The sequence below is a fragment of the Methylobacterium sp. J-030 genome, assembly GCF_022829545.1.
Taxonomy (GTDB): domain Bacteria; phylum Pseudomonadota; class Alphaproteobacteria; order Rhizobiales; family Beijerinckiaceae; genus Methylobacterium.
In genome coordinates, this window is the sequence record NZ_JAKSYM010000175.1 from 1 (window position 1) to 15,906 (window position 15,906).

The following is a 15,906-nucleotide window of genomic DNA, read 5'->3' on the forward strand; positions in this document are numbered from 1 at the left end:
GCCGCTCGACATGGCCCGTCACCGCGACCCGGAACGTCTGCGGGTCGATCGCGGTGGGGATGTCGGCGAGGTGGTAGCGGACGAAGAACGCGTCGTTGGGCGTGATCGCGCCCTCGTCGAACACCCCAAACGGCGTCTCCAACTGCGGCGGGCGCGCGGTCATCTGTAGGAGCGGGCGCTTGCCCGGATAGGCCACCAGCCGACGCGCCCCGTTGCCAAACGGCAGCATCGCGGTCTCGTCCGCCGACGCGCGAAGCGGCGCCAGGACCCGGCTGCCCGCCCCCGCGGCCAGCGCGGTCAGAAGAGTGCGCCTGTCCATCATGGTTCGCGTCGCTCCCGGTGGCGTGCCGTTCAGGATCTGATACCGGCATTGCCGGCGTTTGCGTACGGGTCCGCGCTCAAGCCGGCGTGACAGCCGCCCCGCGCCGCGAGATCTGCACGTTGCGGTAGAGGGTCAGCGCGCCGACGATCGAGAAAAGCGCCGCGCAGGCGAGCCACAGACCCGGCATGGCGCGGTTCCCCGTCGCGTGGATCAGATAGGTGCATACCGCCGGCGTGAAGCCGCCGAAGATGGCCTGCGCGAGGCTGTAGGCCAGCGAGAAGCCGGTGGCGCGCACCTCGGCCGGCATGATCTCGGTCAGCGTGACGACCATCACGCCCTGGTAGCCGCCGTACAGGAACGACATCCACATCAGGGCGGCCAGCAGCCGGAGGAACGACGGGTCCGACACGAGCCAAGCCATCACCGGATAGGCCGTGAGGGCGATCAGCACCGAGAAGGTCAGCAGCACCGGCAGACGCCCGATCCGGTCCGACACCGCCCCCATGACGGGCACCCAGATGAAGTTCGCGACGCCGACGCAGATGGTGACCACGAAGCTGTCATGGGCGCTCAAACCCAGCACCTGACGGGCATAGGTCGGCGTGTAGGCCGTGATCATGTAGAAGAAGACGCTCGTCAGCGTGACGAGCAGGACCGCCTTGAGCACGATCGCCCAGTTCTGCAGGAGCGACCGGTAGATCTCGCCGAGCGTGGCGCGGCGATGCCGGGCGCGCTTGGCGAACGCCTCGCTCTCGTGCATCGAGCGCCGGATCCAGAACAGGACCGGGATGATCAGGCAGCCGATCAGGAACGGGATGCGCCATCCCCAGGCGAGCATCTGCTCCTCCGTGAGGACGCCGCGCAGCGTCACGCCGATGATGGCGGCGAAGATCACCGCGACCTGCTGGCTGGCCGATTGCCAGCTCACGTAGAAGCCGCGGTTCCCGGGTGTGGCGATCTCCGACAGGTAGACCGAGACGCCGCCCGATTCCGCCCCCGCCGAGAACCCCTGCAGCAGGCGGCCGGTCAGGACGAGGATGGGGGCGGCGATGCCGACCGACGCGTAGGTCGGCGTGAACGTGATCAGCACGACGCCCACCGACATGATGGCGAGGCTCATGACCAGGCCGGCCCGCCGGCCGTGCCGGTCGATATAGGCGCCCAGCACGATGGCGCCGAGCGGGCGCATCAGGAAACCGATCCCGAAGGTCGCCAGCGACAGCATCAACGAGACGTACTCGTTGTCGTTGGGGAAGACGGCCTTCGCCACCGCGGCGGCGTAGAAGCCGTAGACCATGAAGTCGAACATCTCGAGGAAGTTGCCGCTGACGACGCGGAACACGTCCCCCTTGGTGGGCGGGCGTTGAGCCGAAGCGTCCATGGTTCCTCTCCCGTCGGCAGAGCGGTCGCTGTCCGCAGACGCCGACCACGTGTTCGAGACGGTGCCAGATATTCTATTATTTAGAACACCGTCTCATTTGACGATAGGCTAGGAAGGCGGCTGGCCATAGTCAACATCGAATCTGCGGACCCGACGATCTTCGCGGGTGCGCGTGGCCGACGATCGACCCGAGGCGGCGCAGGTCGGCGGACGCGCTCTTGACGCAGGACGGCGCAAAGCGATAGGTCTTGATGGAACGCTGTTTCGGATATTAGAACGATGGACAGCACGCTTCTCAAGGGATTGATGGTCCTGGAGCACTTGGCCGGCAGCGAGACGCCCCGCGGTGTCAGCGAGCTGGCGCGCGCGCTCGGCCTGACGAAGAGCAACGTCCACCGCACGCTCCAGACGCTGGTGGCCGCCGGCTACGTGCGCGCCCATCCCGGCGGAACCTACGCCTGCACGCTCAAGCTGTTCGAGCTCGCCAGTCCCGTGGTGGCGCGGATCGACGTCCGGCAGGTCGCCGAGCCCTACATGCGGACGCTGGCCGAGCACACGCAGGAGACGATCCACCTCGCCCTGCTCGACAGGGCGGACGTCATCTACCTGCACAAGATCGAGAGCCCTCAGCCGGTCCGCGCCTATTCGTCGATCGGCGGCCGCGCCCCGGCCTACTGCGTGGCCTCCGGCAAGGCGCTTCTGGCCTACCAGGACGAGGCGCTGGCCCATCTGCCGGAGGCGCTCCCGATCCACACGCCGCGCACGATCCCGTCCCTGGACCTGCTGCGGCGGGAGCTGGAGCAGGTCCGGATCCAGGGCTTCGCGATCAATCGCGGGGAGTGGCGCGAGGGCGTCTGCGGCCTCGCCGCGATCGTCCACGATGCCATGGGCCGGCCCGCGGCCGCGCTCGGCATCTCCGGTCCGGCCGATCGCCTGAATCCGACGGCGTTGCGCCGCTTCAGCGACGTGGTCGTCGATGCGGCGCGCGGCCTGTCGCGCGCCCTCGGCTACAACCCCATCGCCGTCTCATCCCATCCCGCGCCGCGACACGCCCGAGGCCCCGTGCCCGCGCGTGCGCCGGTGACGGTTGACTGACCGAGGAGCAAGCCCGTGCGCCCGTTATCCGGTATCCGCGTGATCGAGTTCTGCAGCGTCGCGGCCGGGCCGTTCTGCGCCATGCTGCTCGCCGACATGGGGGCCGACGTCGTCAAGGTCGAGAACCCGGACGGCGGCGATTCGATGCGGGCTTGGCCGCCCCTCAATCAGGGATTCAGCGAGAACTTCGCCTCGCTCAACCGCAACAAGCGCTCCGTGACGCTGGACCTGAAGGATCCGGCCGACAAGGCACGCGCCCTGGATCTGATCGGCTCCGCCGACGTGGTGCTGGAGAACAACCGGCCGGGCGTGATGAAGCGGCTCGGCCTCGACTACGCGAGCGTCGGCGCCGGGCGGCCCGGCCTCGTCTACTGCTCGATCTCGGCCTTCGGCCAGGAGGGGCCGCGCTCGGCCGAGGCCGGGTTCGACCTGACGCTCCAGGCGATGAGCGGCGTCATGAGCGTCACGGGCGAGCCCGGCGCGCCGCCGGTGAAGTGCGGCGTGCCGATCTCGGATTTCGGCACCGGCCTCTACGCGGCCTACGCGATCGCGGCGGCTCTGCTCCAGGTGCGGGCGGGCGGGACCGGCGCGCACATCGACGCCTCGATGTTCGGGGCCTCGCTGGCGATGGGCGCGCTCCAGACCAGCGAATATTTCGGCAGCGGCCGCGATCCGAAGCGCCTGGGCTCGGCCCACCCGCGCAACGCGCCCTACCAGGCCTTCCGCGCCCAGGACGGGTACTTCGCCATGGCGGCGGGCAACAACGCGCTCTACCGCGCCGCCTGCGCGGCGATCGGGCGCGACGACCTCGCCGAGGATCCGCGCTTCGCCTCGACCGCCCTGCGGGCGCAGAACCAGGGCGATCTCCTGGCGATCCTCGAGCGCGACTTCGCCGACCTCACCTGCGCCGACCTGCTCGCCCGGTTCCGCGCCGCGGGCGTGCCCTGCGCACCGATCAACGGCTACGCCGACGCCCTGGCCGACCCGCAGGTCGAGCACATGGGCTGGGTCCAGCCCCTGACCCTCGCCTCCGGGGCCGAGACCCGCACCTTCGTGTCGCCGCTCAAGTTCTCGGGCGAGGGCTTCCCGATCTACCGGGAGCCGCCGGCGCTGGGCCAGCACAATGCCGAGCTGTTCGGCGCGGCCGCGCCGGCCCGCGCGCGCACCGCCTAGGGAGCCGCGCCATGGACGAACTCCTGACGGACCGCAGCGGCGACACGCTGACCCTGACGCTCAACCGCCCCGAGAAGATGAACGCCCTGTCGGCCGCCCTGGTCGACGCGCTCCTCGACGCCGTGGCGGCGGCGGCCGGAGACGGGACCCGGCTCCTCGTGCTCAAGGGCGCGGGCCGCAACTTCAGCGCCGGGTTCGATTTCGGCGGCTGCGCGGACCAGTCGGAGGGCGATCTGCTGCTCCGCTTCGTGCGGATCGAGCAGCTCCTCCAGGCGCTGGCCCACGCGCCCTTCGACACGCTGGCGCTGGCGCACGGGCGCAACTTCGGCGCCGGGGTCGACGTGGTCTGCGCCTGCGGCCGGCGGGTCGGCGACCCGGCCGCCACCTTCCGCATGCCCGGCCTGTCCTTCGGGCTGGTGCTCGGAACCCGGCGCTACGCCGAGCGGGTCGGCGGCTCCAAGGCCCGGCTGGTCCTGCAGGCGGGCCGGGTGTTCGATGCCCCGGAGGCCCTGGCCGACGGCTTCCTCACCGCCGTCGCGGCGACCGAGTCCTGGCCCGACACCGTCGCGGCCGCGTCGGAGGCGGCCACGCGCCTGTCCCCCTGGGCCGGGGCCGCCCTCAACCGCGCCACCGTCCGCGACACCCGCGCGGACGACCTCGCCGACCTCGTCGCCTCGGCCGCGCGCCCGGGGCTGAAGGACCGCATCCGCGCCTACCGCGCGGCCTGACACGTTTCCGACCGGAGGACGCCCCGTGAGCGCCGGAACCCAGAAGATCATCCCCCTCGCGGACCTCGCCGCCCGGGTGCCGGACGGCAGCTCCCTGGCGCTCGGCGGCAGCTTCCTGCACCGCGGCCCCTTCGCGTTCGTGCGCGAACTGATCCGCCAGGGGCGCCGCGACCTCGAAGTCGTGAAGCAGTCGCCCGGCTACGACATCGACATCCTGTGCCGCGCCGGCGCCCTGTCCCGGGCCAAGGCCGGGATCGTCGCCATGGAGGGCAATTTCGGCCTCGCGCCCTGGTATCGCCGGGCGATCGAGTCCGGGCACGTCCGCCTGGAGGAGCATGCCTGCGCCAGCCTGACGGCCGGCCTGCGGGCGGCCGCCTTCGGCGTGCCGTTCATGCCCTGCGGCGGGATCCACGGCTCCGATCTCCCGGCCCTCAACGGCTGGAAGACGATCGAGGACCCCTACGGCAGCGGCGAGGCGGTCTACGCCATCCCGCGCATCCAGCCGGACTTCGCGGTGATCCAGGCCAACGAGGTCAGCGAGTCGGGGGACGTGCGCGTCTACGGGACCTCGCATTGGGACCGGATCATGAGCCGCTCGGCCAAGCGCGTGCTCGTGGTGGCCGAGCGTGTCGCGCCGGACGCCTCCTTCCGCGACCAGCCGGAACTGACGCTGGTGCCCCACTTCCTCGTCGAGGCGGTGAGCATCGTGCCGAACGGGGCGTGGCCCGGGTCGCTCTGGCCCGATTACGCGATCGATTACCCGGCCGTGGAGGCCTACATGGCCGACGATCCGGGCGTGCTCGACGCCCACCTCGCCGCCGGCCCCGAGGCGCGGGAGGCGGCCCATGTCTGAGGCTGTATCCGGTGCGCGCGGGGATTGGTCGGGCTTCTCCTACATCGTCACCAACCTCGCCCGGTTCGTGCGGCCGAACGAGATCACCTTCAGCGGCGTGAACTCGGCCCTGCCGATGCTGGCCTGCCTGCTCGCCAAGCGGGCTTACCCGTTCGCCTTCACCTACATCAACGTCGCCGGCGGGGTCGATCCGAACCCGTCGGCGGTGCCGATCTCCTCCTCCGACCCGGTGCTCGCCGAGGGCTCCCGGGCGATCTTCGCCAACGAGGATTTCTACGACCTCTGCACGCGCGGCCTGATGGACCTGTGCTTCCTCGGCGCCGCCCAGGTCGATGGGCTGGGCCGCACCAACGTCTCCTGCATCGGCGACTGGCACGCCCCGCGGGTGCGGCTGCCGGGCGGGGGCGGGGGCGCCGTGATGCTGCCCACCGCCCGCCGGGCGGTGACGTGGCGGACCGAGCATTCCCGGCGCACCCTGGTCGAGACCCTCGACTTCGTCACCGCGGCCGGCGGCATGCACGGCGTGGTCACGCCGATCGCCGTCTTCACCAAGCGCGAGGGCCGGCTCGTGCTGGCCTCCTGGCATCCGGAGGCGAGCCTCGACGAGGTCCGCGACCGCACCGGCTTCGCCTTCGCGGCGGACGGCGCCGCGCCGACGCCGCCGCCGACCCCGGAGGAGCGGGCGGCGCTGGCGGCCCTCGACCCGGAGGGCCGGTTCGAGGCCGATGCGGGCATCCGCCTGCGCTGAAGGCGGGGCCAACCAACGGGACAGGAGATCGCCGCCATGATGGCTGCCAGGTCGGACTCGATCAGCGCGCGGCTGCGCGCCGCCATCGCGGGTCACGCCGAGGCGGGCCGCACGGCCCTCGTGGGCCCGGAGCCCGTGTCGTACGCCGCGCTCGGCGCGCGCATCGACGCCGCCGCGGGCGCGGTCCGGGACTGGGGCGTCGCCCGGGGCGACCGGGTCGGGCTGATCGCGCCCAAGGGCGCGGCGGCGATCGCGGCCTATTTCGGCGCCCTGCAGGCCGGCGCCTGCGTCTGCTTCCTCGAACCCGGGCTCGCGCCGGAGGTGGTGGCCGAGCAGGCCGCGCTCGTCGGCATGCGGCACCTGATCGTGGCCGAGGCCGACGCGGCGCACGCCGCCGCGCCCGCCTTTGCCGGCCTGGACGTCCGGACGCTGGACAGCCTCGGCGGCGGCGCGGCGTTCGTGGCCGAGATCGGCCCGCGGGACGAGGCCATGCTGCTGTTCACCTCGGGGAGCACCGGCCGGCCGAAGGGCGTGCTGCTGCGCCACGCGGGGCTCATCTGCAACGCCGTCGGCGTGCTCCGCCACACCGGCACGGGGCCCGCGGACCGGCTCCTCCACGTCATGCCGCTGCACCACACGAACGGCGTCAACAACCAGTTGATCGTGCCCCTCCTGGCCGGGGCCGGGATCGTGCTGATGGAGCGCTTCCAGGCCGAGGCCGCCCTCGGCGCGCTGCGGTCCGGCGGCATCACCTACATGACCGGCGTGCCGACGATCTACGCGCGGATGCTGCCCCTGCTGCGCCCGGGCGAGCGCTTCCCGGGCCTGCGCTTCCTGCGCTGCGGCTCGGCACCGATCACCCCGACCCTGCACCAGCAGATCGAGGACGCCTTCGGCGTGCCGCTCCTCGTCTCCTACGGCCTGTCGGAGGCCACCTGCACCTCGACCATGAACCCGCCGGATCGGCGCCGGATCGGCACGATCGGCACCGTGCTGGAAGGCCAGAATGTGGACCTGTTCGATCCCGTCACGGATCGCCCGGTCGAATCCGGCCGGGAGGGGGAGATCCGCATCGCCGGCCCCGCCCTGATGGCGGGCTATCTCGGCAGCGCGGATCAGCCGATCGTGGACGGCTGGCTGCGCACGGGCGATCTCGGCCGCTTCGACGCCGACGGGTTCCTGTCCATCACCGGCCGGATCAAGGACGTGATCATCCGCGGCGGCGAGAACATCTCGCCCGCGCTGATCGAGCGGCAGCTCGCCGCCCATCCGGCGATCCGCGATTGCTGCGTGGTCGGCGCCCCCGACGCGGATCTCGGCGAGGTGCCGGTGGCCTTCGTGGTGCTGCGCGAGGGCACGGGCCTCGACGAGGGGGCGTTGAAGGATTTCGTGCGGGGCTCGCTCGCGCGGATCTACGTGCCCGCGCAAATCCGCCGCCTCGACGTCCTGCCGGTCAACGGGGTCGGCAAGACCGACCGCAAGGCGCTGCGCGGCCTGCTGGCCGCCCCGTGACGCGCGGGCCGTCCGCCGATCTCCGACCGCGCCGCGTCCCGGAGGTCCGCCGCGCTCAGGATCCGGCCGTCCGCGACCGGCCCGGACCCGGCGGCGGTACGGCGGACGCCTGACAGGGTTTGAGCGTCGCGGCGGTCCGGCGGCCGGAGCCCGGTCGCCCCGGCAGGGCCGGCATGCGCAGGGCCGGGTTGTGGCCGAGCGCGCGCGAGAGGTCCCGGGCGGTGTCCACCACGACGGCGCTGAAACGGCGCAGCACGGCGAGCTTCAGGCGGTCGGCGGGACCCGAGATGCTGATCGCGGCCACCGGCTTGCCCATCCTGTCCTGCACGATGGCGCCGAGCCCGCAGACCGAGTCCCGCCACTCGCCGCGGTTGATCGCGAAGCCCCGGGCCCGGACCTGCTCCAGTTCGCCGCGCAGCCGTTCCAGGGAGCCGATCGAGCGCGGCGTGAAGGTCGGCAGCGGGTCGTGGAAATGCCGCAGGGCCTCGTCCTCCTGGTAGGCGAGCAGGGCCTTGCCGGAGGCGACGCAATGGGCCGGCGCGCGGCCGCCGATCGACGAATAGGCCCGGACCGGGTGCGGACTCTCGACCTTGTGCAGGTAGATGACCTCGGTCCGGTCCAGCAGCGAGAGGTGGATGGTCTCCTGGGTCACCGCCGCGAGGGCATGCATGAACGGGTCGGCGACCTGCCGGACGTCGATCCGCGCGACCACGGGGCTCGCGAGTTCGAACAGCTTCAGGGTGCAGGCGTAGCCGCCGGGCTCGGCGCGGACGTAGCCCGCCGCCGCAAGCGTCTGGAGCGTGCGGTGGACGTTGCTCTTCGTCAGGCCGAGCGCGCGCGCGAGATCCGTCAGGCCCCGCGGCGCTTCGCTCTGCGCGAGATGTTCGAGAACCGTCAGTCCCTTGAGGAGTGTGGTGTCCACCGTACCGCCGTTCGCCTTCCCGGCACTCACCTTGTGCCGGCGTGAGGCCCGTCAAGACCGGGTCTCGACGGGCAGGAACCTGTCAATCGCGCGGCTGCGTCGCCACCAGGGACGGGCGTTCCGCGAAGGCCGCATACCACGCGGCCGCGGCCGGATGGTCGCCGCGCCAGTCGCGCGACGGATAGCGGAAATCCAGGTAGCCCAGCGCGCAGGCGAGCGTGATCGTGGCGATGTCGACCCGGTCGCCGAATTCGGGCGCGGTCCTGTCGAGCACCGCGAGGACGTCGGTGACCTTGCTCATCTGCCCGTCGGTCCAGTCGCTCCAGCGCAGGGCCTCGGGCCGCACGGCCCCCTCGTAGCGCGCCAGGAGCGCCGCGTTGAGCAGCCCGTCGCCCATGGCCGCCCCGGCCAGATTGCGCCAGCGCGTGGCGCCGGTTCCGAACAGGGCGCCGCCGCCCTGGGCGTCGAGGTATTCGCAGATCACGCGGCTGTCGAACAGGGCGAGGCCGTCGTCGGTGATCAGCGTCGGCACCTGTCCGAGGGGGTTCTCGGCGCGGATCGCGGCGTCGCGCTTGACCGGATGCGCCGCGGCGGGCTGCCGCTCCAGCCGGTCGACCAGCCCGAGTTCATGGGCCGCGATCATCACCTTCCGCACGAAGGGCGACGACGGAGAGTAGAAGAGCTTCATGTGAGAGACCTTGTTTGCCAGTACGATCACTGCATCGACCAGATATTGGGCACGACGTCGCTGTTGTATCCGGAGACGAACGGCTTACTTGTCCCCGTATCCGCATCGTAGACGTTGCGATGGACGCGGCCGATGTTCGCTCCATAGACGTGGATGCTGATCGAGGCGCGATCCGCGAAGGCGTTGGCCACCTGGTGGATGTCGCCGTGCGTCGGCGAGACGACGTCGATCTGGCCCGGATGGAGCATCTCGGTCCCGGCCTCCGTCAGCGCGTCCCCGGTCCGCTCGAAGCGCCGGGAGCGCTCCTCGCCCCGGAGCATGCCGACGAGGCCCCAGACCGTGTGGTCGTGGATCGGGGTCTTCTGTCCCGGTCCCCAGACGAAGCTGACGATGGAGAACCGCTCGAGCGGATCGCAGTGCAGCAGGTACTGACGGTAGAACTGCGCGTGCGGAACGGTCGCGAAGTCGGGCAGCCAGTCATCCTGGGCGATCAATCGCCCGAGGATGTCCTGCCCGCCCGCGATCATGGCCTCGGGATCCGCGATCGACCGGTCGGCCAGGCGGGTAAGGTCCTGAACGCAATCCCTGAGGCGTCGGATGCTCATCGAAATCTCCTGTCGCTCGTGCGGGTTAGGCCGGCCACGGGGCCGGGATGGTCGACGGTCGAAGGCTCACGAACCGGTATAGGTCGGCGTCCGCTTCTCCCGGGCGGCGGCGAAGCCCTCGCGGAAGTCCTGGCTCGCCGCCACGGCCTCGACCGAGCGCATCGCGTGGCTGACGCGCTCGATCGGCGAGCGCGGCACCGTCTCGGCCGACAGCTCCTTGAGCATGGCGAGGACGAGGGGCGCGTTGTCGGCGAGCCGCCGCGCGTAGGCCCTGGCGGCGTCCATCACCTCTCCGGGCGGGACGATCCTGTTCACGAGGCCGACCTGATAGGCGCGCTCGACGGAGAACTCCTCGCCGAGCAGCATGATCTCCATGGCGACCTTGTGGGGGATCCGCCCGGCGAGGCCCGCGATCAGCCCGCCCGCGAAGCCGAGCTTCGGCTCGGGGTACATGAAGCGCGTGCCGGAGCCGGCGACGCAGAGGTCGCACATCTGCACGAGGGTCATCGCCCCGCCGATGCACCAGCCGTTGACCGCCGCGATCACCGGCTTGGTCACCGGGATGTCGAGGCCGGGCAGGAAGCGCCGGTAGTTCGGGAACGCGTCGGAGGTCGTGTCCTTGCCGACCGAGAAGGCGCGCTCGCCCGCCCCGGTCAGGATGGCGACGCGGTCGTCGCCCGCGCTGAACCGGCGCCACGCCTCGGCGAGCGCCGTCTCGATGCCCGGGTTGATGGCGTTGAGCTTGTCCGGCCGGTTCAGGGTGATGGTGGCGATGCCGTCGGCGGAATCGTAGAGAAGGTCGCTCATGGAAGCCTGTCCCTGGCCAGAGTCTGCAACTGTGCCTTGAGGACCTTCCCGTTCGCCGCCAGCGGCAGCGCGGGAAGGACGATGAGGGCGGTCGGGTGCTTGTAGGGCGACAGCGCCGCGCGCAGGTGGTCGCCGAGATCGTCGGGGACCGCCGAGCCCGGGCCGCTCAGTTCGAGGAAGGCGACGATCTCCTCGTTGCCCTCGACCGCACGGCCGATCACCGCGGATTGCGCGACCGCGGGGTGGCGGTTCAGCGCCGTCTCGACCTCAAGCGGGTAGACGTTGAACCCCGACCGGATGATCACGTCCTTGGTCCGGCCGACGATGAACACCCGGCCGTCCGGCCCGATGCGCGCGAGGTCCTGGGTGTTGAACCATCCGTCCTCCGTCAGGCACCGGGCGGTGAGGTCGGGATCCCGGAAGTAGCCGGTGGTGACGTTGGGCCCGCGCACCCACAGCTCGCCGGTGCCGCCCGCCTCCACCGCGCCGCCATCCACGGCGGCGACCCGCACCTCCACCCCCGGCAGGGGCGGCCCGACCGAATCGTCGGGCGTGCCGTCCTCGAAGCGGGTCCAGCAGATCGCGGCGGCCTCGGTCAGCCCGTAGCCGTTGTGGAGGGTGGTGCCGAAGAGATCCTCCACCTTGCGCTTGACCGTGAGGTCGATCGGGCAGCCCCCGGCGGCCGTGAAGCGCAGGCTGGCCGGAGCCCGCCAGCCGCGGGCCCGCCCGCGGCTGGCGAGCTTGGCGAACATCGCCGTCGCGCCCTGGAGCGCGGTGATCTGCAGGGCGTCGATCGCGTCGAGGCACTCGTCCGCCGCGAACCGGGCCCGCAGGTGAAGCGCCCCGCCGTTGCGCAGGGTCCCGAGGAAGACCGAGGCCAGCCCCATGATGTGGGTGATCGGCAGGATGCCGTAGACCCGGTCGGCCGGGCCGATGCGGCGCAGCCGCTCCATCATCGTGGCGATGAAGACGAGGCTCTCGTCCTTCAGGATCACGCCCTTGGGCGTGCCGGTCGTGCCGGTCGTGTAGATCATCACGCCGCCTTCCTCGCCCCGCCCGTCCGGCTCGGGGCGAGACTCGGGGCGAGAGACGAAGGCGAAGCTGCCGACCGCCGGATCCGCCCCGGGCTCCGCGGCGAACCCGGCCGCGTGGCGGGCCGCGTCCTCGGAGCCCTCGGTGACGAAGATCACGGCGCGCGGCCGGCAATGCGCGACGATGCCGGCGACCTCCGGTCCCACCCGCCGGGCGTTCTCGAGCACGAGCCGGGCGCCGGCCCGATTGACGGCAAGCAGGAGCGCGGCCAGCGCAACGCCGTTCTCGCCCACGACCATCACCCGGTCGCCCGGCGCGACGCCGCGCGCGCCGAGCTGGCGCGCGAGGCGCTCGACCGCCTGGACGAGGGCCGCGTAGGTCAGCGTGCGCGTCCCGTCCGCCACCGCGAGGGCGTCCGGCGTCCGGGCCGCGGCGGCACGGATCAGGTCCACGAACCGCACCGGCCCCGCGCCGGGATCGATCTGAACGTCGTCGCAGATCTGCGCTGCGCTCATGGTCAATACTCCAGCTTCAGGCCGATCGTCTTGATCAGCGCGCCCCACTTCGCGGTCTCGGAATCGATGAAGGCGGCATAGTCGGGCCCGCACCGGACCTTGGTCTCGGCGCCGAGGCCGGCGAGCTTCTCCTGCACGCCGGGATCGGCGAACGCCGCCGCGATCGCGGTGCGGAGCTGCGCGACCACCGGCTCCGGCGTGGCCTTGGGCGCCCAGAGCCCGTACCAGGAGGTGATGTCGAAGCCGGGGATCGCGGCCTCGGCCACGGTCGGGATGTCGGGCGTCACCGCAGAGCGCGTGCCCGAGCTGATGGCCAGCGCCCGGAGCTTGCCGCCCTTCACCTGACCCAGCGCCCCGTTGTCGAACATGTAGGCGATCCGGTTCGCCATCAGGTCGAGCTGCGCGGGGCCGCTGCCCTTGTAGGGCACGTGGACGACATCGATCCCCGCCATCGCCTTGAACATCTCCCCGGTGAGGTGCGGGCTGGCTCCGACCCCGGTCGACGCGAAGGTGAGCGTGCCGGGACTGGCCTTGGCGGCCTTGATCAGGTCCGCGACGGATTTGTACGGCGCGGTCGCCCCGACGACGAGGAAGTTCGGGACGCTGACCACTTGGCAGAGCGGGGTCAGGTCCTTGTGCAGGTCGTACGGGACCTTGTTGTAGAGCACCGGGATGATCGCGTTGGCGATCGAGCCCATCAGCAGGGTGTAGCCGTCCCCGGGCGCCTTCGCCACGATGTCGGAGCCGATGATGCTGCCGGCGCCGGGGCGGTTGTCGACGATGAACGACTGGTTGAATTTCTGCCCGAGCTTGTCGGCGAGCAGGCGCCCGGCCACGTCGGTGATGCCCCCCGGCGGGAAGGGCACGACGATGCGCACCGTGTGATCGGGATAGGTGCCCTCCGCCTGCGCAGGCCCCGCGATGATCGCCGCGCAGAGCGCGAGCGCCGAAACAAACCTTTTCATCTTCCCTCCCAGGCAATGTTTTTGTTCTGTTTCGAAGATTTGGTTCTATCTCGCGGCAACTAGCTCCTTTTGTACTGGAGAAGGCCGCCGGAGACCTTGGGCGGATGCGCCAGGATCGCCTCCTCGATCGGCTCGGTTCCCCAGCCCGGACGGTCCGGAACCACCAGATGTCCGGCCTCGAATTCCGGCTCGTGCGAGAACAGCTCCCGGTCCCAGGCGAGGCGGTCGACGTCGACCTCCATGATCCGCAGGTTCGGGACGGCGGCCGCGAAGTGCAGGTTCATCATCGTGCTGAGGTGGCCGTAGAAATTGTGCGGCGCGACGTTGACGTCGTGCGCCTCCGCCAGGGCGGCGATCTTCATCGACTGCCAGGCCCCGTTCCACGGGACATCCACGATCGCCACGTCCATCGCCTGCTCCTGGAAGAACGGCAGGAACTGGCGCAGGCCGATCAGCGTCTCGCAGGAGGCGATCGGGTTCCGACTGTGCGACCGCACATAGGCCAGCGCCTTGGGATTGAAGCTGTCGATCTCGATCCAGAACAGATCGAGGTCCTCGAGGGCCCGCACGATCCGCAGGAGACCTTCCGGCTTGGCGTTGAAGTTCAGGTCGATCAGGAGCTCCACGTCCGGCCCGGCGCCCGCGCGCAGGGCCTCCAGATGCGTCCGGATGCTGCGGATGAGCGCGGGATCGACGTTGAGTTCGGGGTAGAACGGGACCGCGAAGCCCGGTCGCCACGCCCGCAGCGGCCCGTCATCGTGCAGGAAGAGGTTGGTCTTGCAGGCGGAGAAGCCCCGCTCCCGCACCTCCGCGCCGACGGCCTGCACCCCGGCGAGATCCGTGATCGCGGGCGGGAAGAAGCTCGGATGGTTGATCCGCCACGTCGGCGCGTGGGACCAGTAGACCTTGACCCGGTCGCGGATCTTGCCCCCGAGCAGTTCGTGGCAGGGAATGCCGAGGGTCTTGGCCTTGGCGTCGAGCAGCGCGTTCTCGATCGCCCCGATGCCCTCGCCGACGACGCCGCCCGGGGCGGGCCGCGTCAGGCAGGACGCCTCCGCGAAGAACCGCTCGTGATGGCGGACATCCTGGCCGACGAGGCGCCGGCCGAGCTGCTCGATCACGGAGGTCACACCGGGCGATCCGAAGCCCTCGTCGAACTCGCTCCAGCCGGCGACCCCGTCCTCGGTCGTGATCTTGACGAAGCGGTAGTTGCGCCAGCCGGCATCGCAGCAGAAGGTCTTGATCTCGCGGATGTGCATGCGCGTCCTCCTGGATAGCGGTTGACGGGGCCGGCTCGCCGCGACCCCGGGGCGGCGTCAGACGATCTGATTGCGCAGGTCCGCGCGGCCGCTCGCGAGCCGCGACAGGTTGTCGACGAGGATGTCGACGACGCGCGCCTCGCAGGCGCGGGATTCGCCGGCCGTGTGGCTGGTCATGACGACGTTCTCGAAGCCCCAGAGGGGTGAGGACTCGGGCAGCGGCTCCTGCGCGAAGCAGTCGAGCCCGGCCCCCGCGAGCGCGCCGTCCCGCAGGGCCCGGATCAGGGCGGCCTCATCGACGACCCGTCCGCGCGCGACGTTGATCAGGAAGGCCGACGGCCGCATCGCCGCCAGGGCCGCCGCGTCGATCAGCCCCTCGGTCTCCGGCGTGAGCGGGCAGGCCAGCACGACGACGTCGGCGCGGCCCAGCGCCTCCGCGAGCCGGTCCGGGGGAAACACCGCCTCGAACGGGGGCGCCGCGTCGGCGGCGCTGCGGCGGACGCCGACGACGCGCATGCCGAACGCGGCCGCCAGCGCGGCGATCCGGGATCCGATGCCGCCGAGACCGACGACGACCATGGTCTTCCCGGCGAGTTCCATCTCGCGCCGCTCAGGATCCGCGATCAGGCCGCGCCAGCGCCGGGACGCCTGATGATCGCGGGCCGTGTGCAGGTGACGCGTCAGCGAGAGGATCATGGCGAGGGCGTGTTCGGCGACCGCGCCGGCATTGCCGCCCTGGGCGCTCGCCAGCCGTATGCCCCGCTCGCGGAGCCGGGCGCGGTCGAACACCTCGGTCCCGGCGCTGATCGCCTGGATGAAGCGGAGTCTCTCGGCGCGATCGACCCACGCATCCCGCCAGAAGCGCGAGACGACCAGGACGTCGGCCTCGGCGATGCGCGCCTCCACCTCCGGCAGCGTGCGGACCTCCAGGCAGGCATGATCCGGGCAGCGCGCGCGGAAGACGTCCCCGAGCTGGTAGGCCGGATGTCCGAACAGCACTGTAAGCCGATCGCGCATGACGCTCCCGCTCAGGCATGGCTGCATTTTTGTTCCGCAGCGGTCGCCAGCTTCTTGACACCCAATTTCGATGCTGTCTATCCTAATAATTGAAATTTCGTTCTACATAATGGAACGAAACGGATTTCACGGGACACGTCGAAGCGCCAGCCGATCCGGCGCCGAAAGGGCCGCCACGGCCGCGGCGACCCAGGCGTCGCGTCGGAAAAGATGTCTGAACGGAACGGCTTATCACCGGATCCGGATCGGCCGTCGCGTCAGCGAGACGACCCATGAGGGTCGCG

The 15,906-nt window shown here is 71.0% G+C and carries 15 protein-coding genes and 1 pseudogene; 6 read left to right on the top strand and 10 right to left on the bottom strand.

Annotation, left to right across the window (positions count from 1 at the left end):
- Both MKK75_RS11755 and MKK75_RS11760 read right to left on the bottom strand, forming a co-directional pair.
- Positions 1–322, bottom strand: a pseudogene (locus MKK75_RS11755) (oxidase); the annotation flags it as partial.
- Positions 323–398: 76 nt separating this feature from the next.
- The gene (locus MKK75_RS11760; RefSeq protein ID WP_244042753.1) at positions 399–1,703 is read right to left on the bottom strand and encodes an MFS transporter; all 1,305 of its coding nucleotides are present in this window, start codon (positions 1,701–1,703) and stop codon (positions 399–401) included.
- A gap of 279 nt (positions 1,704–1,982) precedes the next feature.
- Here MKK75_RS11760 and MKK75_RS11765 point away from each other — a divergent pair, with 279 nt between their 5' ends.
- From MKK75_RS11765 to MKK75_RS11790, 6 genes are read left to right on the top strand one after another with little or no spacing between them, the layout of a single operon-like run.
- Positions 1,983–2,798 (top strand): IclR family transcriptional regulator, encoded by an 816-nt coding sequence (locus tag MKK75_RS11765; protein WP_244042754.1) that lies wholly within the window; start codon positions 1,983–1,985, stop codon positions 2,796–2,798.
- A gap of 15 nt (positions 2,799–2,813) precedes the next feature.
- On the top strand, positions 2,814–3,971 hold the full coding sequence (locus MKK75_RS11770; protein ID WP_244042755.1) for a CaiB/BaiF CoA transferase family protein: 1,158 nt from the start codon (positions 2,814–2,816) through the stop codon (positions 3,969–3,971).
- An 11-nt stretch (positions 3,972–3,982) separates the two neighbouring features.
- Positions 3,983–4,699 carry an enoyl-CoA hydratase/isomerase family protein gene (locus MKK75_RS11775; protein WP_244042756.1) on the top strand — a complete coding sequence of 239 codons (717 nt, stop codon included), beginning with the start codon at positions 3,983–3,985 and terminating at the stop codon, positions 4,697–4,699.
- Positions 4,700–4,724: 25 nt separating this feature from the next.
- Positions 4,725–5,552 (top strand): CoA transferase subunit A, encoded by an 828-nt coding sequence (locus MKK75_RS11780; RefSeq protein WP_244042757.1) that lies wholly within the window; start codon positions 4,725–4,727, stop codon positions 5,550–5,552.
- Positions 5,545–6,300: a CoA transferase gene (locus tag MKK75_RS11785; protein WP_244042758.1), complete on the top strand. Its 756-nt coding sequence runs from the start codon at positions 5,545–5,547 to the stop codon at positions 6,298–6,300. The genes MKK75_RS11780 and MKK75_RS11785 overlap by 8 nt, the downstream gene beginning before the upstream one ends.
- A 36-nt stretch (positions 6,301–6,336) precedes the next feature.
- Positions 6,337–7,812 (top strand): class I adenylate-forming enzyme family protein, encoded by a 1,476-nt coding sequence (locus MKK75_RS11790; RefSeq protein ID WP_244042759.1) that lies wholly within the window; start codon positions 6,337–6,339, stop codon positions 7,810–7,812.
- 55 nt (positions 7,813–7,867) lie between these two features.
- On the opposite strand, the gene MKK75_RS11795 is transcribed toward MKK75_RS11790, so the two are convergent.
- From MKK75_RS11795 to MKK75_RS11830, 8 genes are all read right to left on the bottom strand, one after another.
- The gene (locus MKK75_RS11795) at positions 7,868–8,734 is read right to left on the bottom strand and encodes an IclR family transcriptional regulator (RefSeq protein WP_244042760.1); all 867 of its coding nucleotides are present in this window, start codon (positions 8,732–8,734) and stop codon (positions 7,868–7,870) included.
- Between the two features lie 82 nt (positions 8,735–8,816).
- Entirely contained in the window at positions 8,817–9,422 is a 606-nt protein-coding gene (locus MKK75_RS11800) for a glutathione S-transferase (protein WP_244042761.1), read from the bottom strand.
- Between the two features lie 26 nt (positions 9,423–9,448).
- Positions 9,449–10,027: a cysteine dioxygenase gene (locus MKK75_RS11805; RefSeq protein WP_244042762.1), complete on the bottom strand. Its 579-nt coding sequence runs from the start codon at positions 10,025–10,027 to the stop codon at positions 9,449–9,451.
- A 66-nt stretch (positions 10,028–10,093) separates the two neighbouring features.
- On the bottom strand, positions 10,094–10,834 hold the full coding sequence (locus MKK75_RS11810; RefSeq protein ID WP_244042763.1) for an enoyl-CoA hydratase/isomerase family protein: 741 nt from the start codon (positions 10,832–10,834) through the stop codon (positions 10,094–10,096).
- The gene (locus MKK75_RS11815) at positions 10,831–12,381 is read right to left on the bottom strand and encodes a class I adenylate-forming enzyme family protein (protein ID WP_244042764.1); all 1,551 of its coding nucleotides are present in this window, start codon (positions 12,379–12,381) and stop codon (positions 10,831–10,833) included. Before MKK75_RS11815 ends, MKK75_RS11810 begins: the two co-directional genes overlap by 4 nt.
- Before the next feature lie 2 nt (positions 12,382–12,383).
- Entirely contained in the window at positions 12,384–13,346 is a 963-nt protein-coding gene (locus MKK75_RS11820; RefSeq protein WP_244042765.1) for a Bug family tripartite tricarboxylate transporter substrate binding protein, read from the bottom strand.
- A gap of 59 nt (positions 13,347–13,405) precedes the next feature.
- Positions 13,406–14,605: a mandelate racemase/muconate lactonizing enzyme family protein gene (locus MKK75_RS11825; RefSeq protein ID WP_244042766.1), complete on the bottom strand. Its 1,200-nt coding sequence runs from the start codon at positions 14,603–14,605 to the stop codon at positions 13,406–13,408.
- A 57-nt stretch (positions 14,606–14,662) separates the two neighbouring features.
- A complete protein-coding gene (locus MKK75_RS11830; protein ID WP_244042767.1) occupies positions 14,663–15,622 on the bottom strand; it encodes a D-2-hydroxyacid dehydrogenase in 960 nt (319 codons plus the stop codon).
- Positions 15,623–15,906 lie beyond the last annotated feature (284 nt).